Below are 26,185 nucleotides of genomic sequence, written 5' to 3'. Positions count from 1 at the left end.
ACGCTAACTTTTGCAAGCGGGCATTTCCCAGGATTCTCGCAGGTCATCGGAAGGAAGCGGTTGTAATCATTCCGTGATCTTTGACTGTCCAAATGTGAGACAGTTCATGGTCCGGAAGTGGCTCCCGTCACCCGTCCGGACCCACTAGCGTGAGGCGCGTGGGCGCCTATGTAGACGAATTTCAGCGAAGCATCGATCAGCCGGAGGAGTTCTGGCTCGACGCCGCGAAGGCGATCGACTGGATCACGCCGCCGGCCACGGCGCTCGACGATTCGGCGCCACCGCTCTACCGGTGGTACCCCGGCGCCACGCTGAACACGTCCGTCAACGCGCTCGACCGGCACGTCGCGGCCGGTCGCGGTGACCAGCCCGCGCTCATCTGGGACTCGGCGATGGTCGGCGAGCAGCGCACCTTCACCTACGCCGAACTGCTCGACGAGGTCGCCGTCTTCGCCGGCGCACTCGCCGCGCGCGGCATCGGGAAGGGCGACCGCGTCGTCATCTACCTGCCGATGATCCCCGAGGCCGCCATCGCGATGCTGGCCTGTGCGCGTATCGGCGCCTTGCACTCGGTGGTCTTCGGCGGCTTCGCGGCACCGGAACTGGCCACTCGTATCGACGACGCCGGGGCCGTCGCCGTGATCACCGCGTCGGGCGGCCTGGAACCGGGCCGCACCGTCGAGTACCTGCCGATGGTGCGGGCGGCCATCGAGCTGAGCGAGGCCGCGCCGTCGACCGTGATCGTGAAGGACCGGCCGCAGGTGGCCGGCAGTGCCGCCGACTACGGCTGGCTGGACTGGGAGGAGGCGGTGGCCGCCGCGGAGCCGGCCGCGCCCGTCGAGGTGGCCGCCACCGATCCGCTGTACGTGCTGTATACCTCCGGGACCACCGGCAAGCCGAAGGGCGTGGTGCGCGACAACGGCGGCCACGCCGTGGCGCTGGCCTGGTCGATGCGGAACGTGTTCGGCATCGAGCCCGGTGAGACCTGGTGGGCCGCGTCGGACGTCGGGTGGGTGGTCGGCCACAGCTACATCGTCTACGGTCCGCTGCTGATCGGCGCCACCAGCGTGATGTACGAGGGTAAGCCGGTCGGCACCCCGGATGCGGGCGCGTTCTGGCGGGTGATCAGCGAGCACGGCGTGGTCGCGCTGTTCACCGCGCCGACCGCGATCCGGGCCATCCGCAAGGCCGACCCGGAGGCCACCGAACTCGCGAAGTACGACATGTCGGCGTTCCGCACGCTCTTCGCCGCGGGCGAGCGTCTGGATCCGGACACCTTCTTCTGGGCGTCGGAGAAACTGGGCGTGCCGGTGGTCGACCACTGGTGGCAGACCGAGACCGGCTGGCCGATCGTCGCCAACCTGCGCGGCCTGGAGGAGATGGAGATCAAGGCCGGCTCGCCGAGCGTGCCGGTGCCCGGGTACCGCGTCGAGGTGGTCGATGCCGAGGGGGCGCAGGTTCCGGCCGGGACCGAGGGCAACATCGTCGTCGGCCTGCCGCTGCCGCCCGGCACGCTCGCCGGTCTCTGGCGCGACGACGACCGCTACCGGTCGTCGTACCTGAGCGCCTTCCCCGGCTACTACCTCACCGGCGACTCCGGCTACTTCGACGCAGACGGCTACCTGTACGTGCTCGGCCGGTCCGACGACGTGATCAACGTCGCCGGCCACCGGCTCTCGACCGGCAGCATCGAGGCCGTCGTGGCCGCGCATCCGGCGGTCGCCGAATGCGCCGTCGTCGGCATCCGCGACGACCTCAAGGGCCAGCGGCCCAGCGGCTACGTGGTCCTCAAGGCGGGCGTGGAGATCGCCGACACCGATCTGCGCGAGGCGCTGGTGAAGATGGTGCGCGAGGAGATCGGCGCGGTCGCCACCTTCCGCGACGTGACCGTCGTGCAGGCGCTGCCCAAGACGCGCTCGGGCAAGATCCTGCGTAAGACGATGCGCCAGATCGTCGACGGCGAGGAGTATGCGGTGCCGTCGACTATCGAGGACCGCTCGGTGCTCGACGAACTCGCCGAGCAACTCGGGCCGAAGTAGGGCTTCGACGGGGCTCAGCCGGCTGGGGACGGGGCTCAGCTGGCTGGGGACTCGCCGAGGATGCCCGGCCGCAGCAGCGTCCGCATCGCGTGGACCAGGTCTTCTTCGGTGATCGACGCGTCGAGGGTGCGTTCGACGACGACGGCATTGACCGCGCCGATGTAGGCGGCCCACTGCAACGGGGTGGTCGACGCGATCGTCAGGCCGCGGTCGGCGCCGGCCGCCACGGCGGTCTGCAAGACCTCGCCCCAGCGGGCGCGGCGCGCGTGGCGGTGGGCCTCGAAGACCGGGCTTACGCCGACCACCTCGATGAAGCTGATGCGGGCCAGGCGCGGGTCGTCATACATGCCGACGAAGGCACGGATGCCCTCATCCAGCACCTCGTCGAGGCCGCGATTCGCCGCGATCTGCTCCAGGACGACGCCCGCGACGCGTTCCATGGTCTTGTCCTGGACCCGGTCGTAGAGGGTGCGCAGCAGATCTTCGCGATCGCTGAACTCCTGGTAGAACTGCCGCGACGACAGGCCCGCCGCCTTGCAGACCTGGGGTACCGAGGTGGCCGCGTACCCGTGCGTACCGAACAGCTCGACGGCCGCGTCGAGGAAGCGCTCCCGGCGCTGCCGGGCGCGGTCGGCCACCGCCTGGCCCCCGTAGGTGCGTTGCTGCGTCACGGGGACCAGGGTACGGGGAACGGACTTACTTCCCGCGGCCGATCGCCGCGCCGAACAGCGAGGCGATGTTGGTGCCGACGGTCGCCGAGAAGGTGGGCCACCAGCGGGCGTCGGTCGCCATTGTCAGCTCGTCGCGGGTGGTGCAGCCCTGCGCCGCGGGCTTGCCGTCCAGCCGGTCCTTGAGCCACAGCACCGCGAGGGGGGCTCCGGAGATCTCGGCGATACCGTGCTCGGACAGATGGTCGCGCGTATAGGTGACCTGGGCCCCGGGTTTGCGGCAATAGGTGTGCACCAGCGTATTCACCTGGCCCACCGGGATGACCTCGTCGAGCTGGCTGTTCCAGATGTACATCGGCATGTCCGGGACCGCTTTGCCCATGCGCGTCTCGTCGAGCACCCGCTTGACGGGCGGCGCGTTCACCGGATCGCCGGGCCAGTTGAGGAAGCCCTTGTTGTTCAGGAACGGGAGCACCATCGCCTGGTGCTGTACGCACAACGGGTCTTTGGCCGCGATGACCGCCTTGCCGACCGGATTCACATGGGTGTCGAGGAAGCGCTGGAAGTACGGGTACTCCCGGCCCAGGCCGATCACCGCGCCGAGGATGAGTCCACTGGTCGCGCCGTTCTGGGCGGCGTTCAGGACCACCTTCAGGTCGGCCGGGACCCCGCCTTCGGCCGCGCCGAGGATGTTCAGCTCCGGTGCGTAGCTTTGCTTCAGCTCTGCGGCGTGCCCGGTGACGATGGCGCCGCCGGAGTAGCCGTACATCCCCATCGGCGACCGGTCGTCGATACCGATCGGTCCGAAGCGCTTGGCCGCGCGCAGGCCGTCGAGGGTGATCCGGGCGCCGAGCGGACCGGCTCCGTACGCGTGTCGGGGGCCCTCGTGGTCGGGCAGGGCGACCGCCCAGCCCTGCGCCAGCATGCCCTGCATGATGATCGACTCGGCCGGGATCACCACCTGGCCGACGGCCGCGGCCGCCGACCACTGCTGAACCGCGTACGACGGTGCGCAGTAGCCGGCGAGCGAGTCCTCGGCCAGCTGCATCGACACGATCTTGCGCGGTCCCTTGATGGTGCCGCGGGGCTTCAGCAGCGTCGTGACCGCGGCGATCGGCTCACCTCGGCTGTTGGTCGACCGGTACGACAGCTGCCACGCGTCGACATTGAGCGGCACGACGCCGAAGGTGGCCGCGTTGATCCGGCGCGCGGCGATGATCTCGCCGGGCTTCTTGGACGCGTACGAGCTCTTCGACGGCTCGTAGAAGGCTCGATCGAGCTCCTGGGGGAGCGCCACCGGCGGCGCGGGTGCCACTTTCACGGACTGCGTGGCCGATGACGGCTCGGCCATGGCGACCGGAGCCAACAGGCCGGCGCCGAGTGCCGCGACGGCCCCGACCGCCGTCGCCGCGAGAATCTGGAGTTTCACGTCTGGTTCCCCTTGTAGACACGGGTATGAAAGCACAGTGAAACAACGATGTTTCACTATGATCGGAACGATACCCAGAAAGTGACCGGAAACACAACGACGCCCGGTCCGTGATGAGGCGGACCGGGCGTCGTCGACGGCGAAGCGGCGCTACTTGAGATCGGCGCTCGACTTGCCCAGCACGCGCCGGGCGATGATGAGCTGCTGGATCTGCTGGGTGCCCTCGAAGATGTCCAGGATCTTCGAGTCGCGGGCCCACTTCTCCAGCAGCGTGCGTTCGGAGTAGCCGAGGGTGCCGGCCAGCTCGACGGCCTTGTTGGTGATGTCGGTGCCGGTGCGGCCGGCCTTGGCCTTGCTCATCGACGCCTCGAGCGAGTTGGGCAGCTTGTTGTCGGCCATCCACCCCGCGCGCAGGGTGTGCAGATAGCCTGCCTCCCAGTCGGACTCCAGCCGGATGAACTCGGCGACGGCGGCTGGCTGATCGGCGGCCGGACGGTCGTAGTCGATCTCCAGGCCGGCCTCTTCGAGCAGTCGCCGAAGCTCCTCGAGCGACGCCCGCGCGACGCCGACGGCCATCGCGGCCACCAGCGGGCGGGTGTTGTCGAAGGTCTGCATCACGCCGCCGAAGCCCTTCTTGACGTCCACCTCGGGCGAGCCGAGGAGGTTGTCCTTCGGGATACGGCAGTCCTCGAAGCGGATCACCGCGGTGTCCGACGCCCGGATGCCGAGCTTCTCCTCGAGCCGGACGATGGTGACGCCCGGATGCTCGCGCGGAACCACGAAGCTCTTGATCGCGGCGCGGCCGAGGCTACGATCCACCGAGGCCCAGACGACGATGTGGGTGGCACGTGATCCGGCGGTGACGAAGATCTTCTCGCCGTTGATCACGTAGTCGTCGCCGTCGAGCCGCGCGGTGGTGGTGACGGCCGCCGAGTCCGAGCCGAAGCTGGGCTCGGTGATCGCCATCGCGGCCCACACCTTGCCGAAACGCTCGAGCTGTTCGTCGGTGGCGACGGCGGCGATCGCCGAGTTACCCAGGCCCTGGTAGGGGATGGTGAGCATCAGGCCGACGTCGCCGAACGAGGCCCACATCGAATTGAGGATCGCCGACATGTTGCCGCCGTTGGCGACGGCACCCTCGGGCCGTTCCTTCTTCTCGTCACCGCGCCCGCCCGCGGCGCCGGCACCGGCGGCACCGGCGTCGGCCAGGCCGTCGTACAGGGCCGCGAGGGTGTCGAGTTCGACGGGGTACTCGTGCTCGGCGAGGTCGTACTTACGGGAGATCGGCCGGAACACCTGCAGTGCGGCCTGCTTGGCCTGGTCGATGTTCGCGGCGAACTTGTTCGGGAGTTCGAGGTTGATCGCCATCAGAGCACCACGATTCCCTCGCCGATGCCGGCGCCGCGCAGGTCGCGGTACCAGCGCTCCACCGGGTGCTCCTTGGTGAAGCCGTGGCCGCCGAGTAGCTGAATGCCGTCCAGACCGATCTGCAGGCCCTTGTCGATCGTGAGCTTGCGGGCCAGTGCGGCCTCGCGGGCGAACGACAGACCCTGCTCGGCGCGCGACGCGCCGCGCAGCGTCACCAGACGGATCGAGTCGGTTTCGGTGGCCATGGTGGCGACCATGAACGCCACCGCCTGGCGGTTCGAGATCGGCTCGCCGAAGGCCTCGCGCTCGTTGACGTAGGGGATCACGTAGTCGACGACGGCCTGGGCGGTGCCCGCGGCCAGCGCCGACCAGCCCAGGCGGGACAGCCGCACGACGTCGGCGTAGGCGACCTCTGCGGCGTCGCCTTCCTGCTCGCCGAGGATGGCGGTGGCCGGCACCGCGACGTTCTCCAGGATGAGCCTGCCCATTCCGGCGGCGCGCAGGCCCATCCCCGGATCGGCTTCGACGGACAGCCCGGCGCTGTCGGACTCGACGATGAACAATGCGGGCCGCCCGTCGAGCATGGCGCCGACCAGGAACAATTCGGCGCCGCCGGCGTTCGGCACGAAGCTCTTGACGCCGTCGAGGCGGTAGCCGCTGGGCACCCGGGTGGCCTTGGTCTTCAGATCGAAGGCGTCGAACAGCGGGCGCGGCTCGGCGATGACCACCGCGGAGGCGGGCACCTGGTCGCCGGCGAAGTCAGGGAGGTAGGTCTGCTGCTGGCCGTCGCTGCCGAAGTTGGTCAGTGTGGTGGCCACGCCGCTCGGGGCGAGCAACGGCAAGGCCAGGCCCATGTCGCCGTACGCCATGGCCTCGGCGACCAGTGCGTTGGTCACCACGCCGCGTTCGGCCGCGGCGCCGTCGAAGGCCTCCGGGACGTTGATCATCGTGATGCCGAGCTCGGCGGAGCGGGACACGATGTCGTCCGGGGCGGTAGCGTTCTTGTCGGCCTCGTAAGCGGCAGGCCGGAGGATCTCGGTCGCGAAGTCCTTGACGGTCTCGGCGATCATCGCCTGCTCGTCGTCGGGAGTGAGGTTGAAGTACCCCTTCGACGCGATCACCGGGCGCTGCGGGTCGCCGCCGCCGGGCTTCGGCGCGAACGCGCGGTTCGCCGCCCCGAGGGTCTTGAAGCCGGTCTTGGTGGCCTCGTACGCGACGCGGTTGATCGGCTCGCGCAACTTGTACTTGTCGGCGAACTCGGAACCGGTGACGGCGGTCAGCGCACGCATCGCGGCACCGATCGGGCTGCGCTTGTGCTGCTGGGCGCCGACGGAGGTGGTGTCCCGGGGGGCGCGGGGTGCGGTCTTTTCGGTCATGCCTGCACTTCTCTCGACGTTGGTGAGACGGGTTTCGGAAGCGGATCTTACTCCGCGGTAAGAACGACCTTACTCCGCGGTAAGGACGATGTCGAGGGTGTCCCCTCTGGCGGGGTGATGGGTCAGACTCTATTCTTTCTCGCATGACGCAACCGCCGAACAGTCCGCCGCCGAACGGTCCCCAGGGCCAGCCGCAGGGCCACCCGAACCAGGGCGCTCCCCAGGGCCCGCCGCCCGGCTACCCGCAGGGCTACGGCCAGCCGCAGTTCGCCGCGAGTCCGGTGAACGCGGGCAGCGGCAGCTACATCCTCGCCCTCAACGGCCAGGAAGTCGGCCCGCTCGGCGTCCAGGATCTGCGTTCTTTCACGCTCGACGGCCGCGTCCGCTCGAACTCGCAGGTCCGCGATGCCCAGGGCGGCGGCTGGTTCGAGGCCGGCAACATCCCGGGCCTGTTCTCGGACAAGGAATGGCTGACCGCGACGCTGCTCTCGTTCTTCGTGGGCGGCCTCGGTGTCGACCGCTTCTACCTCGGGCAGACCGGCCTCGGCGTCGCCAAGCTGCTGACCTGCGGTGGTCTGGGCATCTGGACGATCATCGACTTCATCCTGATCGTGCTCCGCAAGGTCCCCGACAGCGACGGGCGCGCCCTGCGCGGCTGACACCCCGCCTCTGTACCGGCAGCCGCCGCGATCGTCCCCTCGGGGAGGATCGCGGCGGCTTCTTTTCACCGCCCCTCCGCGCCGGTCTTTGGCAGGATCGAGGACATGAAGGTCACCTCATTCGGTCACTCGTGCGTCCTCGTCGAACTCGCCGGAACGGCGATCCTCTTCGACCCCGGCAACTTCTCCTCCGGTTTCGAGGGCCTCACCGGTCTCGATGCCGTCCTCATCACTCATCAGCATCCCGACCACGCCGACACCGCGCGGCTGCCCGCGCTCGTCGCGGCCAACCCGGGGGCGGTGCGCTACGCCGATCCGCAGACCGCCGCGCAGCTGAACTCCGGCGGTGCGGCGGGGGACTGGTCGGTCCTGCGGCCCGGGGAGAGCGTCGTGCTCGGCGACGTCACCGTGCGGGGGTCCGGCGGGCGGCACGCGGTGATCCACCCTGAACTCCCGGTGGTCGACAACACCGTGTACCTGCTCGACGCCCCCGGCCGCCCCGCGGCGTTCATGCACCCCGGCGACAGCTACTACATCCCGTTCGAGCGGGTCGACGTGCTCGCGCTCCCGGCCGCCGCACCGTGGATGAAGCTCAGCGAGGCCGTCGACTATCTGCGCGGCGCCGCGCCGCGGGCGGCGTTCCCGATCCACCAGGGCGTGCAGTCCGACGCCGGGCGGGCGATCCACAACGCCCGGATCGACGAGATGAAACCCGAGGGGACCGAGTTCGTGATCATCGCACCGGGGGAGTCCCGGGAGTTCTGACCTCCGCCGTGGACCGCTTTCGGCATCCGGCGGAGGACGGATTCTCCGCGCGCTACCGCAGGGCGGCGAGAACCTCGTCGTGCAGCAGGCCGTTGGTGGCGACGGCGCTGCCGCCGGCCGGCCCGGGCGTGCCGTCGAGTGCGGTGAACCGTCCGCCCGCCTCGCGGACCAGCACGTCGAGCGGCGCGAGGTCCCAGAGCGACACCTCCGGCTCGGTCGCGATGTCCAGGGCGCCCTCGGCCAGCAGGCAGTAGCTGAAGAAGTCGCCGTAGCCGCGGACCCGCCACACGGCGTCGGTCAGGTCGATGAACTCGTCACGGATCCCGCGGTCCGCCCAGCCGGACAGGCTCGCGAACGAGAGAGAGGCCGCCGCCAGATCGCCGACCTGCGAGACGCCGAGGCGGCGCGGCTCGCCGCCGCCGACCGCGGCGAAGGCGCCCTGCCCGGACACCGCCCACCAGCGTCGGCGCAGGGCGGGTGCGCTGACCACGCCCACCACCGGGACGCCGTCGTCCAGGAGCGCGATCAGGGTGGCCCACACCGGGACGCCGCGCACGAAGTTCTTGGTGCCGTCGATCGGGTCGATCACCCACTGGCGGCCACCCGGCACCGCGTCGCCGCCGAACTCCTCGCCGAAAACGGCGTCCGCGGGGCGCTCGGCGGCGAGCAGATCGCGCAGCAGGCGCTCGCAGGCCAGGTCGGCGTCGGTCACCGGGGTCAGGTCGGGCTTGCTGTCGACGCGCAGGTCGATCGCGCCGAACCGGTCGGTGGTGAGGGCATCGGCAGCGTCCGCGAGACGCAGCGCCAGGTGCAGATCCGCGGTGCGGGCATCGTCGCCGGGCGGGGTGGAATCCATGATCACCTAGGGTAGACGGCATGGGGACCTGGTTCACGGTTGCGTTCATCATCCTGCTCGTCGCGACGCTCGTCATGATGCTGGCGCGCCGGTCCGGCCGAGGATTCGCGCAGGGCGCCCCCGGCGCGGGCTACGCGGCGGGAACGCTCACCATCACCGGCGTCAGCGGGGCCGGGGCCCGCGACAAGAACGAGCAGGCGTACTTCACCTTCACCGGCACCATCGTCGGCCCGCAGACCGCACCGACCGAGGTGTACGGCACTCTCGCGCTGGGACCGGCCGATCAGGAGCCGAAGATCGGCGACGACAAGCCGGTGATCTACAAGCCGGGCAAGACGGCGACGAGCTGGCGATTCGGCACCTTGGAGGGGTAGGCACGCCGCGAGTCGGTACGCTGGCATGCTGTGCACCCCGATGTCTCCGCTGATCTCGACGCCCTGAACACCACGCTCACCACGGTGGAGAAGGTGGTGGATCCGGACGAGCTCCGCAGCCGGATCTCCGAGCTGGAGATGCAGGCCTCGGACCCCGAGCTGTGGAACGACCAGGACCACGCGCAGCAGGTCACCAGCCGGCTGTCGCGGGCGCAAGCCGAGCTGCGCCGCGTCACCGACCTGCGCTCCCGCCTGGACGACCTGCCCGTGCTCTACGAGCTGGTCGAGATGGAGGAGGGCGACGCGCAGACCCAGGCGCAGGCCGACGCCGACGCCGAGCGCGCGCAGTTGCGCAAGGAGATCGAGGCGCTCGAGGTCACCACCATGCTGGCCGGTGAGTACGACTCGCGCGAGGCCGTCGTGAACATCCGGTCCGGCGCCGGTGGCGTCGACGCCGCGGACTGGGCGCAGATGCTGATGCGCATGTACATCCGCTGGGCCGAGCAGCACGACTACTCCGTCGAGGTCTACGACACCAGCTACGCCGAGGAGGCAGGCATCAAGTCGGCCACCTTCGTGGTCCACGCGCCCTACATGTACGGCACCCTCTCGGTGGAGCAGGGCACCCACCGCCTGGTGCGGATCAGCCCCTTCGACAACCAGGGCCGCCGCCAGACGTCGTTCGCCGAGGTCGAGGTGCTGCCGGTGGTGGAGACCACCGACCACATCGACATCGACGAGAACGAGGTGAAGGTCGACGTCTACCGGTCGTCCGGGCCCGGCGGTCAGTCGGTCAACACCACCGACTCGGCGGTGCGCCTGACGCACATCCCGACCGGCATCGTCGTCACCTGCCAGAACGAGAAGAGCCAGCTGCAGAACAAGGCGTCGGCCATGCGCGTGCTCGCCGCCAAGCTGCTCGAGCGTAAACGTCAGGAGGAGCGGGCCCAGATGGACGCCCTCAAGAGCGACACCGGCGCGAGCTGGGGAAACCAGATGCGGTCGTACGTGCTGCACCCGTACCAGATGGTGAAGGACCTGCGGACCGGCGTCGAGGGCAACAATCCGACGCAGGTGCTCGACGGCGACCTGGATCAGTTCATCGAGGCCGGCATCCGCTGGCGGATGGACGACGATGGCGAGTCCTAATCCCGGTGCCACACACCTGAGCACGGCGCTCGGGCTGCCCGAGTGGATGGCCTATCTCGAGGAGCAGCTGGCCACGCGCGGTCTGGCGATCATGCTCTGGATCGTCGGCGGCATCCTGATCGCCCGGTTCCTCCGGTGGATCGCCGACAGGTACGAGGCCCGGGTCGACCGGAAGTTCCATCACTCCGACGCGATCGTGCAGACCGAGGACGCCAAACATCGGCGTGCCCTGGTCGACGTGGTGGTGTGGACGCTGGTCGCCGTCGTCGGCGTGATCGTCTTCTTGCAGGTCATGGAGCTGCTGAACATCAAGACCTCCAGCCTGGTGGGTCCGACCGCGGTGATCGGCGCCGCGCTGGGTTTCGGTGCGCAGCGGGTGGTGCAGGACGTGCTCGCGGGCTTCTTCGTGGTGGCCGAGCACCAGTACGGCTACGGCGACATCGTCCGGCTCACGGTCGGTTCCTCGGCGCTTGCCGAGGGCACGGTCGAGGACGTGACGCTGCGCGCCACCAAGCTCCGCACCAGCGACGGCGAGCTGATCACCGTGCCGAACGGCCAGGTGATCAAGGTGAACAATCTGTCGCGCGAGTGGGCGCGGGCCGTCGTCGACGTCCCCGTCCCTGCCGACGCGGACATCTCCGTGGCCACCGACGTCCTGCGTGACGTGGGTGAGAAGTTCTTCGCCGACCCGGCCTGGCACAAGCTGCTGCTCGACGCCCCCACCCCGCTCGGCGTGACCGACCTGGAACTCGACGCGGTGACCGTGCGCATGGTCGCGCGGACCCTGCCGGGCAAGCAGTTCGAGGTGGGGCGCGCGCTGCGCGTGAAGATCGTGCAGGCGCTCGCCCGCAACGGCATCATCGTCACGGCGACCACCAACGGCCACACGAACGGGGGTGGCGATGAGTGACGGCGGTTCGGCACCGGAGACCGGCGACGACGGGATCGCGACCGCCGCGCCGGGCGAGACCGTCGAGGCCAAGAAGACGGCCGTCGCCGAGGAGGCGCCGCACAAGTGGCGCGACCGCTGGCGGCGGGTCAGCCACATCTACCGGACCCGGGTGCGCACCACCACGGTGCTGCTGGTCGCGGTGTTCATCGGCGGCATGATCCTGTACCTGTTCTCCGCGAGCCACTACGGGACCATCCCGCAGCCACACCAGCCGCGGCCCGCGGCCACCACGCCGGCCCCGACGACCGAGCCGAGCCGCAGTGTGGAGCCGTCGAGCACGCCGCCGAGCACCAGCAGTTCGGAGCCGTCCGAATCGCCGTCCACCGGCGGACCGGAGACGTCGACGTCGTCCGGGAACTGGCGCGATCTGATCCCGGGCGTGCGTCCCACGACGCCGTCGAGCAGTGCGCCGCCGACGTCGTCGTCACCCGCGCCGCGGGCCGGTGCGACGGAGACGTTGCCTTCCGGCTAGAGCGCGGGGGATGGGGTCTCGGGGCCCGCGAAGTCGAGATCATGCGTCGCCGCGATCGGCACGCCCCGGCGCCGCCTGAGCGGGACTCTCAGGCGGCGTCGTTAGACTCCGTGCTGTGATCAAGCTGTCCGACGTGACGATGCAGTACCCGAAGTCCAGCCGGCCCGCCCTGTCCGACCTCACCCTCGACATCGACCGCGGCGAGTTCGCGTTCCTGATCGGACCGTCCGGGTCGGGCAAATCGACCTTCTTCCGTCTTCTCCTGAAAGAGGACCGGCCGACGGCCGGCGACGTCTGGGTCGGCGACTTCCACGTCAACAAGATCAAGGCGCGCATGGTGCCCAAGCTGCGCCAGTCCATCGGCTGCGTCTTCCAGGACTTCCGGCTGCTCCAGCAGAAGGACGTCGCGGCCAACGTCGCGTTCGCCCTCGAGGTGATCGGCAAGCCGGCGTCGACGATCCGCGAAACCGTGCCCGAGGTGCTGGAGTACGTCGGCCTGTCCGGCAAGGCCGATCGCATGCCGCACGAGCTGTCCGGCGGCGAGATGCAACGCGTCGCGATCGCCCGCGCCATCGTCAACCGGCCGGCGGTGCTGCTCGCCGACGAGCCGACCGGCAACCTCGATCCGGAGACCTCCGAGGAGATCGTCGAGGTCCTCGACCGCGTCAACCGGCGCGGCACCACGGTGGTGATGGCCACCCACGACCGGCACATCGTCGACTCGATGCGCCGGCGGGTCATGGAATTCGACAACGGACGGCTCGTGCGCAACGACGAGACCGGCGTCTACGGGATCGGCTAGGAGGCGAAGATGCGAGCAGGATTCATTCTGAGTGAGGTCTTCACCGGCTTCCGGCGGAACCTCACGATGACCGTGGCGATGGTGCTCACCACCGCGGTGACCCTCGGCATGCTGGGCGGCGGCCTCCTGGTGATCCAGATGGCCGACAAGAGCCAGAAGATATTCCTCGACCGCGTCGAGATGCAGTTCTTCATCAACAAGGACGTCAGCGCCCGGGACACCAACTGCACCGAGGACCCGTGTGCGGTGGTGAAGAAGGAGATCGAGGCCGAGCCCGGCGTCGCCTCGGTCACCTATATCAGCAGGCAGCAGTCGTTCGAGGCGGCGAAGAAGTCCTGGGAGCAGGACAACCCGGAGATCGCCGAGCTGATGAGCCCGGACTCGTTCCAGGCGGCGCTGCGCGTCCGCGTCTCCGACCCGAAACAGTTCGGCCGGATCCTCGACAAGTTCCGCACGGCGGAGGGCATAGACGGTGTCCTCGACCAGCGCGAACTGGTCAAACGTATCTTCAGCGTGCTCGACGGCGCGCGCAACGCCGCGTTCACCATCGCCGCCGTGCTCGCCGTGGCCGCGATCCTGCTGATCGTGAACACGGTGCAGATCGCGGCGTACACCAGACGCACCGAGGTGTCGATCATGCGGCTGGTCGGTGCCACCCGCTGGTACACCCAGCTGCCGTTCCTGCTGGAAGCGGTGCTCGCCGCGATCGTCGGTGCGCTCCTGGCCATCGGCGGGCTGTTCGCCGCGAAGGTTTTCTTCTTCGACAAAGCGCTCGGCGACCTCTACGGTGTGAACATCCTGGCACGCATCACGACGGCCGACGTCTGGTACGTCTCCCCGTGGTTGCTGCTGACCGGCGTCGTGCTCGCGGGTATCACCGCGTACGGCACGCTGCGGGTCTACGTCCGGGAGTAACGCCGATCCGACGGAGGAGGTTCGGGGTTTCGGCCGGAGGCCGTCACCGGAAAGAACAGCCTTCAGTCGTCCATCGTTGCGCATTGCGCAACACTGCGATCAGAGAAGGAGTCTGCGGTGCCCAGGGAGAAGGGCCGGTCGGTGATCGCCACCAACCGGAAGGCGCGGCACAACTACACCATCCTCGACGAGTACGAGACGGGGATCGTGCTGCAGGGCACCGAGGTGAAAGCGTTGCGCGACGGCAAGGCGTCGCTGGTCGACGCGTTCGCGACCGTCGAAGACGGCGAGATCTGGCTGCACGCGCTGCACATCGCCGAATACGGCCACGGGTCGTGGACCAACCATCCGGTGCGCCGTAAGCGCAAGCTGCTGCTGCACCGCGGCGAGATCGACCAGCTGATCGGCAAGCTGCAGGACGGCAACCTCACGCTGGTGCCGCTCGACATGCACTTCACCGACGGCTACGCGAAAGTGCAGCTCGCGCTGGCCCGCGGCAAGCAGGCGCACGACAAGCGCCGCGACATCGCCGAACGGACCGCCAAGCGCGAGGTGGAGCGCGAACTCGGCCGGCGCGTCAAGGGCATGTGATGGCCGTGCGGCGCGCGCTCGTGGCGGTGCTCGTCGCGCTGCTAGGCCTGGCCGTACTGACCGGTTGCGGCGAGAAGCCGGCGCGGGAGCACCGCGCCGCACCGCCGCCGCCCGGCTGGCTGATCGCCGTGCCCGACGGCTGCCTGGTCACGTCCGGTGACGTGCGCGCCACTGTCGACGTCCTCGCCGGCCGCCGGCTGGCCCAGGCCGGCTACCGCGACATCTACCTCGCCTGCGACGGCGACCCGCGCCTCATCACCGACGACGACCGCGACTACGTCGCCGACCACGGCATGTCGCTCTGGACGGTCCGCACCGACGACGAGCGCGTACGCGACGCCGTCGACGCCGCCCAGCCGCAGACCGGCCTGCGGACCGCGCTGACCCGGGCGGTGATGTCCGGCCACCCGCTCACCGTCTCCGGGGACGCCTCGGCGACTCTGCCCGAGGAGAACCTGCCGCTGCTCATCAACCCGGCGGTGCTGGCCGTCGCCCGCGACCAGCGCCCGGCGGCCGGTGCCCGCGTCGCCGGCGACCCGGGCGTCTTCTCCCGCGCGATCGGGACCACCGGGCTGCTGGTCTCGCTGACCAACACCGGTGATGAGCCGGTCGTGCGCTCGGTGGCGATCGCCGACCTGAATCTGGCGGGCGACGACTCCGTTCCGGCCACCGACCTGTGGACCGGCGACCGGTACCGCTCGGCCGCCGGCCGCCTCTCGGTGGAGCTGGCCCCCGGCGATTCGGCGCTGCTCCAGATCGGCTGATCTCGACTTCGCTCGATCGTCGCGGACTCTGCTCGATCATCGTGGGGAACCACCCGCTGAATATCGGGATGAATTCTCGGGGCGATCGCGTTACCATAGGTAGTCCGTCAAAGCGGCGGGCTACCTCGGGGCTGATCGGTTTCGACTACGTGCATCGAGGTAGGGGAAGCGTGTCGGTGCAGGCTAGAGACCACCGTAAGCGTCGCAGCAACCAATTAAGCGCCGATACCAATCAGCGCGACTACGCTCTCGCTGCCTGATCAGCGAGGCTAGTCTGTCGGCCCGGATCTCTGTTCCCGGATCCGGATGCCGGCATCAGCTAGGGAACTCACCGTCGTTCGCCGGTCGCGGGCGGGGACGGGACATCCAACAGCGACTGGGATCGTCATCCCGGCTTGTTCGTGAGACCGGGAGATCCAAGTAGAGACGGAGCGGACTGCACACGGAGAAGCCCTACCGAAGTGACGGAGGACCCGGGTTCAATTCCCGGCAGCTCCACCGAAGGACCGGCCCCTCACCCACTCGGGTGAGGGGCCGTTTCCGTCCCGCGAACGGGCAGAACCGTCGATACTGGGTGGGTCGGCCCCGGAAAGCGACAGTCGGTCGGAATCCGCGACAACCGCCCGAAGAGCGACGCCCGCAGGTGTCGCGTCTCGCCCGAGTGTCGCGGCCGGCGGCCGAGTGTCGCGAAGCGGCGGGCCCGCGGCGCGCCGGATCGGAAAACGGGCGGGCGGGTGGAGGAGTGGAGGGGAGACGACCATGAACCTGAGCGAACTGCGGGGACAGCGGGCGATCGTGACCGGGGCGACGCACGGGATCGGGATGGCCACCGCGCGGGCACTCGCAGGGGCCGGGGTCCGGGTGACGCTCGCCGTGCGCGACGCCGAGCTCGGACGGCAGCGGGCCGCGGAGTTCGGGGGCGACTGCATCGTCGAGCACCTCGACCTCGCCGATCTCGACTCGGTGCGCGACTTCGCCGGGCGGATCGACGGCGACGTCGACCACCTGATCAACAACGCCGGAATGTTCCCGCACCGGCACGACCACACCGCCGACGGCTTCGAGATCGCGATCGGCACCAACTTCCTCGGCCCGTTCGCGCTCACCACACTGCTGCTCCCGCAGGTCACCCGGACGATCGTGTGCGTGGCATCCGACGCGCACAAGGCGGCCACCCTCGACCCCGGCGACCTCGACCTCGACCGGGCCCGCTGGAATCCGGCCCGCGCGTACGGGCGATCGAAGCTCGCGGTGATGCTGTTCGGGCTGGAACTGGACCGGCGCCTGCGGGCGGCCGGGTCGCCGGTGCGGGCGATGCTCACGACCCCCGGCTGGGTGGCCACCAACATCTCCAGCAAACCCGGCTTCGGCTGGGCCCATCGCGCGGTGCGCGGCACGGCCGGACTCCTCGCGAACGACGAGGACGCGGGCGCCGCGACCACCCTCTACTGCCTCGCCGAGCCGATCCCGCCCGGCAGCTACGTCGGGGTCGACGGGTTGTGGACGCTGCGCGGCGAGCCGGTGCTCCTCGGCCGGTCGCGCACGGCGTGCGACTACGCGCTGGCCGGGCGGCTGTGGGCTCGGGCGGAGGAGTTGACGGGGGTGTCGTCCGGGCTCTGAGCCTCCGGGTTCGAGCGGTTTGGCTTCGACTCACCCCTCGCCCTGCGGGGCGCGGGGCGGCTCGGCCGGCGGATCGGCGGTCGTGGGGAAGTACGACCGGTAGCGTGCGTACGCCCGCGACACCTCGTCCTCGGTGAGGCCGAACTCCGCCAGCGAATACCGGTGCACGCCGTGCGCGTGTTGGGCGTGCGACTCCCGGTGCTCGGCCATCTCGGAGCGCACCTCGTCGGTCAGCGGGAAGCCCGCGGCGTCGTAGATCCGCGCGACCTGGGCCATCGGGTCGGCGACGAGGTCGTCGTACCGCACGTCGAGGAACACCTCGGGCCGCCGCTCGCGGACGTCGAGCGCCCGGTTCACCATGTCGACGTTCCGGGCGAGCCAGTGCCGCGCCACCGCCTCGGCGTCGACCTCGTCGGAGAACATCGAATGTCCGTGGGCCAGCATCGACGAGAACGACGCCGTGGTGCGCACCGGGTCGCGATGCGTCTGCACGATCACCGCGCCCGGGAACACGTCGAGCAGCACGTCGAGATGTTCCAGATGCGCGGGGGTCTTGAGCACCCAGCGCGGCCGGTGGTCCTGCCGGGCGAGTACCTGGAGCAGCAGCTTCAGGTACTCGTATGACGCGTGCATGTCCTGCCCGGCGAGCCACCGCGCGTACGACGGCACGCGCAGCATGGCCTCGGGGACCTGCGAGAGCAGCGAGTACTCCTGCAGCAGGACGTCCTCCTCGGGACCGTCGGCCTCCACCGCGTGGATCGCGAAGAACCGCGGATTGAGGTACCGCAGCGCCCATTCGGCGGCGCGGGTCTGCGCGATCCGCAGCCGCGGCCGGCCCGGCTTCTCGCGCCTGCCGGGCAGCAGGTGCACCACCTCCCACGACTGCACGGCGCGCACGTCCGGATCGGCGGCGATCAGCCGGTGCAGCATCGTCGTGCCGCTGCGCTGCAGCCCGGCGATCACGATCGGTGGTTCGATCGGGATCTCGGTGATCTCCGGGTGGGCGGCCACCAGCGCGGCCACCCGGAGTCTGGTGGTGAGCAACCCGTGCAGCCGGGCCCGGATCACCAGCGAACCGAAGAAGCTCAGGTGCGCCTCGTCGATGATCGACGAGGTCAGCATGTCGAGCGCCTCATCGACGTCGGGGTCGTCGGGCCAGGGCAGACCGGTCGCCGCGGTGGCTCGTCGCCGCAGCGCGTCCGCGCCGAGGTCGACGGTCGCGCCGCGTCGTGCCAGCAGCCGCCCCGCCGCGTTGAGAGCGGCGATCGGACGGCGCTGGAAGGGCTGGAAGGTCACGGCAGACCGGGCACGTCGGCCACCGGCACCACCCGGGTACGCGGCTGCGGGTGCGAGGCGGCCTTGATCCACCGGAAACTCATGGCGCCGCACTCGTGCCCGGTGGTCTCGATCCAGTTGGGCACTCCCGGATCGGTGTGGGCGACGACGATCCGCACGCTCCCGTCGGCCCGGTACTCCGCGGTGTGCTTGTTGACGTGGATCCGGTGGTACCGGTAGTCGAGCGATTCCAGCCAGTGATTGTCGAGCTGGAAGTTCCAGCCCTCGCAGTCGGGGACCTGCGCGTCGATCACCAGGGCTTCGTCCGGCGCCAGCCGCCAGTAGGAGTGGTAGTAGACGATGTTCGGATCGCCGCCGGCCTTCAGCGAACGGTCCGGGTCGAACATCGGCAGTTCGTTGGCGTGCCCGGCGAACTCCTTCGCCCACTTCGCGAAGAGCATCGACGCCCCGGCGACCAGCAGGCTCGCCTTGCCCAGACCGGCGTCGACCTGCGCGCACGTCAGCGGCGCCGGTGCCTGCGCGCCGTCGAGAAGTTCGATGGACAGCTCGGCCGGCACCTCCGTGGTGCGGTCGGCGAAGGTCTGCCGCACGATCAGCAACCCGGTCTCCGGCGTCATCGGCAGCCAGTTTCCGGGATGCTCGCGGGCGCTGACGACCAGCTCGAACCGGCCGTCGTCGCCGATCTCCAGTTCGGTGGCCTCGACGTAGCCGGTGGTCGGCATCTGGCCGCCCTGGCCGTAGTCGCCCGCCTGCGTGCCGAAACCGAGGTAGTCGACGGTGCCGCGGGTCCCGGTGATCAGGTACTCCAGCCCGCCGTCGATCGAGGCGTTCATGTAGTAGTTGTCGGGGTTGTCCGAGCCCATCTTCGCGGTCTCGTGCACCATCCGCCGCAGGACCGGCGCCCGGACGTCGCCGTATTCGACGAACGCCTCCAGCCCGGCGCGCGTGAGCCGGCTCAGATAGCGGTAGCCCTCGGCCTGGGTGAGGGGATCGGCCGGGGTGCCGGGGAAGACGATCGCGGCGCCCGCCGCCTTCAGGGTGTCGCAGAACTCGTCCCACGACGTCCCGCTGACCACCCGCTGCTCGGCGACGCTCTCCGGGGTCTGGCCGCGCAGCCGCAGCCAGGTCAGCCGGGCTTTCTTGAATCCGCCGAGCGCACCCGTCGCCAGCGTCCGTCCGTTCATGGTCGGTCCTTCATCGTCGAGCATGTCCTGCGATCGAGTGTGTCAGAACGCGGGCATTCCGGGACGCGATGACTACCATCGACGCGAACGTCTCGCATCGATCGACACGACAGGGGGGCGACGGCGATGACCGACGCGCAGCAGAACGGCCCGCACGAACAGTCCGAGGGGGAGACGCAGGCACCGCCGTCGGTGGAGCCGCCCATTCCGTCGCAGCAGGTCTACGCCCCGCCCGGCTACGCCCCGCCCGGTCACGCCCCGCAGGGCTATGCACCCCAGGGCTCCGCGCCCGCGTCGCAGACGTATCCGCAAGCCGGAACTCCGGCCCCGTACCCGGCGTACGCACCCCAGTTCGCACCGATGAAGCGGCCGAAGCTCAACACCGGTCTGACGCGTATCCTCGGCGGTCTCACGATCGTCGCCTGGCTGCTGGTCATCGCGTTCGGGTTCCTGAACTTCACCCTGATCACGCCGCACGCGAGCGGGGTGGCGTCCACGGCCGACGGCTGGGGCCGGTGGACGCACCAGGGACCGGCGCTCGAACTCTACGACGGCGCTTCGGCGTCGTTGCTGATGGTCGCCATCATCCCGGTCATCCTGCTGGTGCCGACGCTGCTCGGCGCCGTGTTCATCCTGTGCAATGTGGGACGGCGCGCGTTCTTCATCGTGGACGCCGTCTTCGCGGCTCTCGCCACCGCCGCGATCGGCTACTTCGTGGCGCGGCCCGACGACACCACCCTGGTGTCCGACACCCGATCGAACGACTACATCATGTCGCACTACGACTTCGCGACCGGCGCGGGCGGCTACCTGATCCTGGTGACCTGCATCCTGGTGATCATCATGTCGATCGCCGGCGCGGTGCTGGCGCGCACCGGACCGTGGCAGCCGGCCGCCACCACCGGATAGACGCGGAACGGATCAGTCGCGCGCGAACCAACCGACGACGCCGAAGATCACCAGCGTGACGGCGATGAGGATGCTGATCAGGACCCAGTTCCAGGTCGGCCCGGAATCGGCGGGGTTCGCCGGCAGCGGCTGGATCTGCACCGTGGGAACCGCGAGCTTCTCCGGCGTCACCGTGCCACTGTCCTCGGCCGGATTGAACAGGGCGTTGGTGCCGACGGTGAACCCGATCTCGGTCACATTGCCCGAGCGCTCGTTGGTGAAGTGCACGCGGTAGGAACCCAGGCCCTGGTCGAAGTCGGACATCAGCAGCACCGTGGCGTTGCCGTGCTCATCGGCCACCACGAACGGCTGCGCGCTCAGCCCGTCGGGGCCGTCCACCTTGATCAGGTAGCGGTCCAGCGGCTGCGCGCCGGTGATGTCGATCTTGGCGGTCTCCGACTGCAGGATCTGCGGCCGGTCGACGGCCAGCATCGTCGTGTCCGAGGGATCGAACGCGATCGGTGCCCACGCGTCGTTGCGCTGCGCGACGGCGGCGGGATCGGCCGGGTAGGCGGCGATGAAGCAGGGCACCTTGAGGCAGTTGACGTCGTGGATCTTCGGATAGACCTTGAGGGTCGTGGTGAACCGGCCGCGCGCATCCGGCGTCACCGTGACCGGGTCGGCGTGCAGCACGGGCCGTCCGGCGATCGGCCGGGCGACGGTCTGCGCCACCTGCAGTGCGCGGCCCTTGGCGAACCCGCTGCCGGCGACCGTGACCTGGGTGCCCGCGCGCAGATCGGTGTGCGGGGTGACGACCAGCGTGGGAGCGGTGCCGGTGCGGAAGGAGATCGGCGTCGACCGGATCTGGCTGCGGTCGGCGCCGCGGGCCCGAGCCGGGATGGTCGTGACGAAGCAGCGGGTCTTGCCGCAGTCGATCCGCGCGAAGCTGCGGCGCACCGAGAGCGTGGTCGAGAATCCGCCCTGGGCGTCGGTGGTCACCCGCGTGCGGCCGGAGTGGGCGACCGGGATACCCGTGTTGGGCAGCGCGATGGTCTCCATGACCAGCAGCGGAGTGTTCTTCGCGAAGCCGCGGCCGGACACCGTCACGGTGTCGGTGGCGTTCAGGTCGGTCGACGGTGTCACGGTCAGCGCGGCGCCCGCGGCGGGCTCGGCGGCGACCGGACCGGGCCCGGCGGCGACGGTCAGCACGCCCAGCAAGAACGCCACCAGCACGAGGGACAACCGCCGAACGAGCCCAGGGGTGGACTGCGGACGCATACTTCTGTCTCCTCGCGGCAAGAGTTCTCCTGATCGAGGTAAGCATAGGCAAGGTCGCGGCGAATCATCCTCTTCGGGCCGGGATCTGTCCCGGTATGCAGCAAACATGGCCCGAATCCGTCGCTACGTGAAAAGGCCCCGATCGCCGGACGGCGGTCGGGGCCTCTTCTGGCAACCGGCTACTTGGTGCCGGAGAAGACGTGAAGGAGCGTCTCGAGAACCTGCGGGTTGTCCTGGATCAGAGCCCAGAGTTGCTGGTCAAACATGGAGATCAGTTCCTCTCGTTCATCTGTTTGTACGACTACGAATCTAGCGGCGCCGGGCGGCCGCCGCAGGGATACAGATCACATCCGGTCCGGACATCCGGTGTTCGCTTCCGGTGCTGCGGGCCTGTGACCAGCGCAAACCCCCAGTCCGGCGGCCGGTCTGGGGGTTTGCTGAGAATGCCGTCGCCGAGTGTCAGAGTTCGAGACCGTTGATCACCTCGTACAGTCCGTCGGCGTACGCCTGGCGGACCTTCTTCTTGTCGAACTTGCCGACCGACGTCTTCGGGACCTCCTCGCCGAACGACCACCGCTCGGGCACCTGCCAGCGCGGCACCCGCTCCTCGAGCCATGCGCGCATCGTGGGCACGTCGAGCGTCGAGCCCTCGGTGGTGACGGCCAGCACGAACGGCCGCTCATCCCACTTCGGGTCGGGCACGCCGATCACGGTGCACTCGAGGATCTCCGGGTGGCCGGCGATCACGTTCTCCAGGTCGACCGAGGAGATCCACTCGCCGCCGGTCTTGATGATGTCCTTGGTGCGGTCGACGATCGTCATGTACCCCTGCGGGCTGATGGTGGACACGTCACCGGTGCGCAGCCAGCCGTCGTGGAACTTCGACGGATCGGACACGTTCCCCTCGGGCGAGTAGTACGAGCCGGTGATCCACGGGCCGGACACCTCCAGCTCGCCGCTGGTCACCCCGTCGTTCGGCAGCACATTGCCGTCCGAGTCGACGATGCGGGCGGCCACCGCGGCCGGGAAGCGGCCCTGGGTGATCCGGAACGGGAAGGCCTCTTCCGGGTCGGTGACGTCGGCCGGCGGATGGGCGACCGAGCCCAGCGGGGAGGTCTCGGTCATGCCCCACGCATGGACGATCGGCGCGTTGAACTCGTCGAACTTGCGCACCATCGACGGGGGGACGGCCGAGCCGCCGACGGTGACGCTGCGCAGGTGCGAGATGTCCTGCGGATGGGATTCGAGCAGCGCGGCGACGCCGGACCAGATCGTGGGCACGGCCGCGGCCATCGTCGGCCGGGCCTCCTTCATCATCGCCAGCAGCGGCTCGGGCTGCAGGAAGCGGTCCGGATGGAGCAGGCTGGCGCCGGCCATCATCGCCGCGTACGGCATGCCCCAGCTCATCGCGTGGAACATCGGCACGATCACCAGCGCGAGGTCGGAGTTCGCCAGTGCCATGCCTGCGGTGGAGATCACCTGGAACGAATGCAGATAGATCGAGCGGTGCGAGTAGACGACGCCCTTGGGGTCGCCGGTGGTGCCGGAGGTGTAGCACATGGCCGCAGCGGCGTGCTCGTCCAGCTCGGGCCAGTCGTACTCGGTCGATTCGCCCTCGAGCAGGTCGTCCCAGGCGCGCACGGTGACGCCCTCGGGCGCGCTGAACGCGTCGGCGGGGCCGTTCACGACGACGACGTCGGTCACCGACGGCACCTGCGGAACATAGTTCTGCAGGAGCGGGGCCACGCTGGCATCGACGAAGACCACCTTGTCCTCGGCGTGGTTCATGATGAACACCGCCTGCTCGGGTGAGAGCCGCAGGTTGAGCGTGTGCAGGACGGCGCCCATCGAGGGAATGGCGGCGTAGAGGGCCTGGTGCTCGTTGTTGTTCCACATGAACGTGGCGACCCGGTCGCCGATGCCGATGCCGAGTTTCGCCAGCGCGTTCGCCACCCGCGCGGCGTTGTCGCCGATCTCGCTGAACGACTCGGTGCGCAGTCCCGATCCGGTCCACGTGCTGACGGTGGCCTCCGGGAAGAACTTGCGGCTGTGCTCCAGCAGGCTGGAGATCGTCAGCGCGCCTTCCTGCATCGTCGACTGGATCATGTGTGCGGACTCCTTCGTTGGGTGAGGCCCTCGGCAATCGGGCCATCTCAGTGAGCTACCTCACGGTATCCGTTACCGTGGTGAGGGCGGAGCGGACTGCAACAAAATCGCCGAATGTCGCAGACGCCGGGACGGTGAGACGAGGTGCGCATGACCACAGTGCAGTCGCCCGATGTGGTGGTCCTGGCGCGCCGCGCCTTTGTCGAGTCGGGCCGGATCGACATGGGTGCTCTCGCGACGGCGGCCGGCATCAACCGCAGCACCCTGTACCGCCGCTACAAGGATCGCGACCGGCTGCTCGGCGAGGTGATCTGGACGATGGCCGCCGCCGCGCTGGACGACGCGTTCGCGCGCGCCACCGGTCCCGGCGGTGCGCGCATCGCCGACGCGATGGGGCGGTTCGCGACGAGTTCGGTGCGTTCGGCGCCGTTCATGGACTTCCTGTGCCGCGAGCCGGACCGGGCGCTCCGCGTGGTCACCAGGCGCGCCGGCGGCGTCGCGGGCCGGATCGTCGACCGCATCGAAGGCGAGGTGACGGCCGAGGTGGAGGCCGGGCGGCTGGCCGTCGTGCTGCCGCCGCACGACACCGCGTACGTGCTGCTGCGCATCACCGAGTCGTTCGTGTACGCCGACGCGCTCGCCGGGGAGAGTCCCGATCCCGCCAAGGTCCGGCAGGCGTGCGCCGCACTGCTGGGTGTTCACGAAGGTCTGAGGAGGAGCTGATGGTCTCGCTGCGCGGGCTGTACGACACGATCGAGAAACGGGCCACCCCGGTGATCGAGGACCTGGTCCATTCGGACGGGTTCAGTGACGTCGCCACCACGGCGATGAAGCTGCGCAAACGGGCGGGCCGAGTCTTCGAGAACGTCGCCGCCGACGTGCTGCACACGGTGAATCTGCCCGCGGGCAGCGATGTGCGCCGGTTGCGGCGCCAGATCGGTGAACTGGACTACGAGATTCGTCGCCTGCGTCTGGAACTGGCGGAGCGCGCCACCGAGAAGGAGGCCGGCGATGGCACTGATTCCTGACCCGCGCGGCATCGTCGACCGGGTTCGGCAGGAGGTGGAGCGCAACGCCCTGCGGGCCCGCAACGGGATCAAGATGGCCGTCGGCGCGTCCGAGCCGCCGACCGGGGTGACGCCGCGCGACCCGGTCTGGCGCAACGGGCGGGCCACGCTGTACCGCTACCGGAACGACGACGTGACCCACGGCCCGCCGCTGCTCATCGTGTTCTCGCTGTTCAGCCGCGCGTACATCCTGGACCTGACGCCCGGCAACAGCTTCATCGAACATCTCCTCAAGGCGGGATTCGACGTCTACCTGATCGACTGGGGCGAGGCCGACGAGCGCGACGCCCGCAACGGCCTCGAGTACTACGTCGACGGCGTCATCCCGGCCGCGATCCGTGAGGTGTGCCGCCGCTCGCACTCCGGTGAGGTCAATATCCTCGGCTACTGCTTCGGCGGGGATCTGACCCTGATGCACGGCGCGCACCATCCCGACGCACCGATCCGCAGCCACACCGTGGTCGCCTGTCCCGTCGACTTCGACCGGATGCCGCTGCGCGACGCGTTCGGCGGCGGCACCGCCGCCGACGTGGACGAGATACTCGGCGACGACGGCAACATCCCGGCGAACGTCGTCTTCAGCGCCTTCCGGAGTCTCAAACCCGTGGCCGAGGTGACCGGTTACGTCGACCTGCTGGAGAAGCTGTGGAGTGACGACTACGTCGCCGCGTACCAGGCGATGAACGGCTGGGCGACCGATCACGTGCCCCTCGCGGGCGCCACCGCGCGGCAGCTGCTGGGCCTGATGGGCGACAACGCGCTGATGCGCGGGAACGTGGTGCTCGGCGGCGACCGGATCGACCTGAAGGACGTCACCGTCCCCTTCCTGGCGGTGCTCGGCGAGAAGGACCACATCGTGCCGCTGGACGCGGCGCGGCCGGTGCTCGACCTGATCGGTTCCGAGCAGAAGACCGAGCTGTGCCTGCGCGGTGGGCACATCGGGCTGGTCGTCGGCCGGACCGCCGCCAAGACGACCATCCCCACGATCATCGAGTTCCTGAAGAAGCAGAGCGAGGCGCTGGTATGACCATCCGGAAGTTGACGGACACCGACGGCGAGGCGCTGCGGACGCTGTGGGGGAGCCTGTCCGAACGCGACCGCACCCTGATCCGCGAAGACCTGACCGATCCGGGCCTCTTCGATCAGTTGCTGGCCGGCTCGGACTACCGGTGGGCCTGCGAGGACGACGGCCGGCTGCTCGGCTACGCGACCGTGCACCGGTTGCCCGGCTGGTCGAACCACGTCGGCGAGCTCCGCCTCGTCGTCTCCGCCGACGCGCGCGGCCGCGGGTACGGCGCCGAACTGGCCAAGGAGGCGATGCGCTCGGCGTTCAGCGACGGGGTGACCAAGATCGTCATCGAACTGCCGACCGACGCCGAGGGGGCGGTGGCGCTGTTCAGCAGGCTCGGCTTCACCGGCGAGGCACTGCTGCGCGATCACCTGAAGACGCGCGACGGCGATACCCACGACCTGCTGGTGCTGGCGCATCACATCGAAGACGGCATGAACACCATGGCCTACACCGGCATCGCCGATGAACTGGTCTGAGCGACGAAACGAGGAAGAA

Annotated in this window: 26 protein-coding genes and 1 other RNA gene; 18 read left to right on the top strand and 9 right to left on the bottom strand. The window is 69.4% G+C overall.

Annotation, left to right across the window (positions count from 1 at the left end; translation table 11 throughout):
* Positions 1 to 158 precede the first annotated feature (158 nt).
* Positions 159 to 2,039 (top strand): acetate--CoA ligase, encoded by a 1,881-nt coding sequence (locus ACSEEN_RS11625; protein ID WP_440713245.1) that lies wholly within the window; start codon positions 159 to 161, stop codon positions 2,037 to 2,039.
* A gap of 35 nt (positions 2,040 to 2,074) precedes the next feature.
* Here the strand turns inward: ACSEEN_RS11625 and ACSEEN_RS11620 are convergent, their stop codons facing one another.
* From ACSEEN_RS11620 to ACSEEN_RS11605, 4 genes are all read right to left on the bottom strand, one after another.
* On the bottom strand, positions 2,075 to 2,710 hold the full coding sequence (locus ACSEEN_RS11620) for a TetR/AcrR family transcriptional regulator (RefSeq protein ID WP_440713244.1): 636 nt from the start codon (positions 2,708 to 2,710) through the stop codon (positions 2,075 to 2,077).
* Positions 2,711 to 2,735: 25 nt separating this feature from the next.
* A complete protein-coding gene (locus ACSEEN_RS11615) occupies positions 2,736 to 4,136 on the bottom strand; it encodes a lipase family protein (RefSeq protein WP_440713243.1) in 1,401 nt (466 codons plus the stop codon).
* A 150-nt stretch (positions 4,137 to 4,286) separates the two neighbouring features.
* The gene (locus ACSEEN_RS11610; protein ID WP_440713242.1) at positions 4,287 to 5,504 is read right to left on the bottom strand and encodes an acyl-CoA dehydrogenase family protein; all 1,218 of its coding nucleotides are present in this window, start codon (positions 5,502 to 5,504) and stop codon (positions 4,287 to 4,289) included.
* The gene (locus tag ACSEEN_RS11605) at positions 5,504 to 6,880 is read right to left on the bottom strand and encodes an acyl-CoA dehydrogenase family protein (RefSeq protein WP_440713241.1); all 1,377 of its coding nucleotides are present in this window, start codon (positions 6,878 to 6,880) and stop codon (positions 5,504 to 5,506) included. Before ACSEEN_RS11605 ends, ACSEEN_RS11610 begins: the two co-directional genes overlap by 1 nt.
* Positions 6,881 to 7,023: 143 nt before the next feature.
* Here ACSEEN_RS11605 and ACSEEN_RS11600 point away from each other — a divergent pair, with 143 nt between their 5' ends.
* Positions 7,024 to 7,539, top strand: a complete 516-nt coding sequence (locus tag ACSEEN_RS11600) for an NINE protein (protein ID WP_247864814.1) — start codon at positions 7,024 to 7,026, stop codon at positions 7,537 to 7,539.
* A 105-nt stretch (positions 7,540 to 7,644) separates the two neighbouring features.
* Complete coding sequence (locus ACSEEN_RS11595) at positions 7,645 to 8,304, top strand: MBL fold metallo-hydrolase (protein ID WP_247864813.1); 660 nt, start codon at positions 7,645 to 7,647, stop codon at positions 8,302 to 8,304.
* A 52-nt stretch (positions 8,305 to 8,356) separates the two neighbouring features.
* On the opposite strand, the gene hisN is transcribed toward ACSEEN_RS11595, so the two are convergent.
* Positions 8,357 to 9,160 carry a histidinol-phosphatase gene (gene hisN, locus ACSEEN_RS11590; protein WP_440713240.1) on the bottom strand — a complete coding sequence of 268 codons (804 nt, stop codon included), beginning with the start codon at positions 9,158 to 9,160 and terminating at the stop codon, positions 8,357 to 8,359.
* A 20-nt stretch (positions 9,161 to 9,180) separates the two neighbouring features.
* Here hisN and ACSEEN_RS11585 point away from each other — a divergent pair, with 20 nt between their 5' ends.
* The 10 genes from ACSEEN_RS11585 (at position 9,181) to ACSEEN_RS11540 (ending at position 16,799) form a co-directional block, all read left to right on the top strand.
* Positions 9,181 to 9,534 (top strand): hypothetical protein, encoded by a 354-nt coding sequence (locus ACSEEN_RS11585; protein ID WP_298444578.1) that lies wholly within the window; start codon positions 9,181 to 9,183, stop codon positions 9,532 to 9,534.
* Between the two features lie 30 nt (positions 9,535 to 9,564).
* Positions 9,565 to 10,683 carry a peptide chain release factor 2 gene (gene prfB / locus ACSEEN_RS11580; protein ID WP_247864810.1) on the top strand — a complete coding sequence of 373 codons (1,119 nt, stop codon included), beginning with the start codon at positions 9,565 to 9,567 and terminating at the stop codon, positions 10,681 to 10,683.
* A 46-nt stretch (positions 10,684 to 10,729) separates the two neighbouring features.
* Positions 10,730 to 11,593, top strand: coding sequence for a mechanosensitive ion channel family protein (locus ACSEEN_RS11575; protein WP_247868080.1), 864 nt, complete (start codon positions 10,730 to 10,732; stop codon positions 11,591 to 11,593).
* Complete coding sequence (locus ACSEEN_RS11570) at positions 11,586 to 12,107, top strand: Rv3103c transmembrane domain-containing protein (protein ID WP_298444575.1); 522 nt, start codon at positions 11,586 to 11,588, stop codon at positions 12,105 to 12,107. The genes ACSEEN_RS11575 and ACSEEN_RS11570 overlap by 8 nt, the downstream gene beginning before the upstream one ends.
* A gap of 115 nt (positions 12,108 to 12,222) precedes the next feature.
* Positions 12,223 to 12,909: a cell division ATP-binding protein FtsE gene (gene ftsE, locus ACSEEN_RS11565; protein ID WP_247864808.1), complete on the top strand. Its 687-nt coding sequence runs from the start codon at positions 12,223 to 12,225 to the stop codon at positions 12,907 to 12,909.
* Positions 12,910 to 12,918: 9 nt separating this feature from the next.
* A complete protein-coding gene (gene ftsX, locus ACSEEN_RS11560; RefSeq protein WP_440713239.1) occupies positions 12,919 to 13,824 on the top strand; it encodes a permease-like cell division protein FtsX in 906 nt (301 codons plus the stop codon).
* A gap of 117 nt (positions 13,825 to 13,941) precedes the next feature.
* On the top strand, positions 13,942 to 14,415 hold the full coding sequence (gene smpB / locus ACSEEN_RS11555; RefSeq protein ID WP_247864806.1) for an SsrA-binding protein SmpB: 474 nt from the start codon (positions 13,942 to 13,944) through the stop codon (positions 14,413 to 14,415).
* On the top strand, positions 14,415 to 15,179 hold the full coding sequence (locus ACSEEN_RS11550) for a hypothetical protein (protein ID WP_298444570.1): 765 nt from the start codon (positions 14,415 to 14,417) through the stop codon (positions 15,177 to 15,179). Before smpB ends, ACSEEN_RS11550 begins: the two co-directional genes overlap by 1 nt.
* A gap of 127 nt (positions 15,180 to 15,306) precedes the next feature.
* Positions 15,307 to 15,680, top strand: a transfer-messenger RNA (tmRNA) gene (gene ssrA / locus ACSEEN_RS11545).
* Positions 15,681 to 15,938: 258 nt separating this feature from the next.
* Entirely contained in the window at positions 15,939 to 16,799 is an 861-nt protein-coding gene (locus tag ACSEEN_RS11540; protein ID WP_247864804.1) for an SDR family NAD(P)-dependent oxidoreductase, read from the top strand.
* Between the two features lie 30 nt (positions 16,800 to 16,829).
* Here ACSEEN_RS11540 and ACSEEN_RS11535 read toward each other — a convergent pair whose 3' ends face one another.
* Positions 16,830 to 18,095, bottom strand: coding sequence for a sulfotransferase (locus tag ACSEEN_RS11535; RefSeq protein ID WP_298442529.1), 1,266 nt, complete (start codon positions 18,093 to 18,095; stop codon positions 16,830 to 16,832).
* Entirely contained in the window at positions 18,092 to 19,279 is a 1,188-nt protein-coding gene (locus ACSEEN_RS11530; protein ID WP_298442526.1) for a DUF1214 domain-containing protein, read from the bottom strand. The genes ACSEEN_RS11535 and ACSEEN_RS11530 overlap by 4 nt, the downstream gene beginning before the upstream one ends.
* Before the next feature lie 126 nt (positions 19,280 to 19,405).
* Between ACSEEN_RS11530 and ACSEEN_RS11525 the strand changes: the two genes are divergently transcribed.
* On the top strand, positions 19,406 to 20,188 hold the full coding sequence (locus ACSEEN_RS11525; protein WP_371307011.1) for a hypothetical protein: 783 nt from the start codon (positions 19,406 to 19,408) through the stop codon (positions 20,186 to 20,188).
* A gap of 12 nt (positions 20,189 to 20,200) precedes the next feature.
* Here ACSEEN_RS11525 and ACSEEN_RS11520 read toward each other — a convergent pair whose 3' ends face one another.
* The gene (locus ACSEEN_RS11520; protein WP_298442522.1) at positions 20,201 to 21,445 is read right to left on the bottom strand and encodes a neocarzinostatin apoprotein domain-containing protein; all 1,245 of its coding nucleotides are present in this window, start codon (positions 21,443 to 21,445) and stop codon (positions 20,201 to 20,203) included.
* 459 nt (positions 21,446 to 21,904) lie between these two features.
* A complete protein-coding gene (locus ACSEEN_RS11515) occupies positions 21,905 to 23,551 on the bottom strand; it encodes a long-chain fatty acid--CoA ligase (protein WP_298442520.1) in 1,647 nt (548 codons plus the stop codon).
* A 150-nt stretch (positions 23,552 to 23,701) separates the two neighbouring features.
* On the opposite strand from ACSEEN_RS11515, the gene ACSEEN_RS11510 reads away from it, so the two are divergent.
* From ACSEEN_RS11510 to ACSEEN_RS11495, 4 genes are read left to right on the top strand one after another with little or no spacing between them, the layout of a single operon-like run.
* Entirely contained in the window at positions 23,702 to 24,274 is a 573-nt protein-coding gene (locus tag ACSEEN_RS11510) for a QsdR family transcriptional regulator (protein WP_298442518.1), read from the top strand.
* On the top strand, positions 24,274 to 24,579 hold the full coding sequence (locus ACSEEN_RS11505) for a hypothetical protein (protein ID WP_298442514.1): 306 nt from the start codon (positions 24,274 to 24,276) through the stop codon (positions 24,577 to 24,579). The genes ACSEEN_RS11510 and ACSEEN_RS11505 overlap by 1 nt, the downstream gene beginning before the upstream one ends.
* Positions 24,563 to 25,645, top strand: coding sequence for an alpha/beta fold hydrolase (locus ACSEEN_RS11500; protein ID WP_298442511.1), 1,083 nt, complete (start codon positions 24,563 to 24,565; stop codon positions 25,643 to 25,645). The genes ACSEEN_RS11505 and ACSEEN_RS11500 overlap by 17 nt, the downstream gene beginning before the upstream one ends.
* A complete protein-coding gene (locus ACSEEN_RS11495) occupies positions 25,642 to 26,166 on the top strand; it encodes a GNAT family N-acetyltransferase (protein WP_298442508.1) in 525 nt (174 codons plus the stop codon). The genes ACSEEN_RS11500 and ACSEEN_RS11495 overlap by 4 nt, the downstream gene beginning before the upstream one ends.
* Positions 26,167 to 26,185: the final 19 nt, after the last annotated feature.

This window comes from Gordonia marina (genome assembly GCF_052036135.1).
Lineage (GTDB): Bacteria > Actinomycetota > Actinomycetes > Mycobacteriales > Mycobacteriaceae > Gordonia.
This window is presented reverse-complemented; position numbering and strand designations above follow the sequence as displayed.